At 31.2% G+C, this 1,227-nt stretch carries 1 protein-coding gene and 1 pseudogene; both read left to right on the top strand.

The features are described 5' to 3' along the window. A pseudogene (locus tag A5868_RS07160) lies at positions 1-728 on the top strand (hypothetical protein); the annotation flags it as partial. Between the two features lie 11 nt (positions 729-739). After that, positions 740-1,227: DNA adenine methylase (locus A5868_RS07155; RefSeq protein ID WP_140404350.1), on the top strand; the 488-nt coding region annotated here is incomplete at its 3' end.

The raw sequence follows: 1,227 nt of genomic DNA, 5'->3' as shown, positions 1-1,227 counted from the left end.
ATATAGTAATTAATTTTATTGCATCACAATTTGAAAAAGATAACAATTTAGCAATCCTACAAAATCCGGCTTATAGTTTAGCATACTCCGAATTAACTTTGTCAAACTATATTGTTGAAAATAGCCCGCTAACAAAAACTAAAATTCTTTGCGAAGATGAAGTTGCCGAAATCCTATTAAAAAGAATTATTCGTAGTACAGATATGAATTCACAGCTTGTATATTCACATGTAGTTAACACCGATAATCCAGGAATAAGCTGGAAACTCTTATCTTCATTGTGTAGAAGTTTTCCAACAGTTCTTGATGAAACACGAGCAATAGTTGTTTTTGATGCCGATATGGCAGGTAAAAATATCAGAACAGGAAACTATGAACACGTTCTATTTTTACCATCGCTTTTTAATCTCCCTTTTGAAAAAGAAATAGTAAAATATATTCTTTCACTCAACGGTTCTGACAAATTTTTCAAACAATTTAAACTGCCGAAAGAGATGTTTAAGCAAAGAATTGCTGAATATGAAATTAATTTATCCACTGAAAATTATTCTAACGATGATGTAACACCGTTTAAAAAATGGTATACTGCGCATAAAAGCGAGGTAAATAAATATCTAACTTACTATGTAAATAATAACAGAGACATTTTTGATCCATTCAAAGAGCAACTAATTGAACATATAAATAGTATTAGGATAAAAAATGGATTTGTCCCCATTCAAAATTAGAGGTGATCATAATGCCACACACAAAATCTCCCCTTAGATATCCAGGAGGTAAGACACAACTATGGAAATTTGTAGACACGACAATTAAACAAAATAATATAATTGAACCCATTTATTGTGAGCCGTTTGCTGGTGGAGCTGGGGTGGCCATCGAACTACTTCTTAGTAAAAAAGTTGAAGAAATTCTCATAAATGATTTTGACCCAGCTATTTATAATTTCTGGAGAGCTATTCTATATGATACGGAAAAATTTATTCAGTTAATCAATACTACAGAAGTATCTATCGAAGAATGGCATAATCAAAAGAAAATATATAGTAATTATGGTCGAATCGTAGGATCATTAGAAGGAGCATTTGCTACTTTTTTTCTGAATCGAACAAACGTCAGTGGTATTATTTCTGGTGGCCCCATTGGTGGTCGCAATCAAAGTGGAAAATACAAAATTGACTGCCGTTTTAATAAATTAAATCTAATAAAAAAAATCAAAAATATAGC

Source organism: Enterococcus sp. 12F9_DIV0723 (assembly GCF_002174375.1).
Classification (GTDB): domain Bacteria; phylum Bacillota; class Bacilli; order Lactobacillales; family Enterococcaceae; genus Enterococcus_A; species Enterococcus_A gilvus.
The sequence above is the reverse complement of the archived record's forward strand: the minus strand, read 5'-3'. Positions and strand labels throughout refer to the sequence as shown.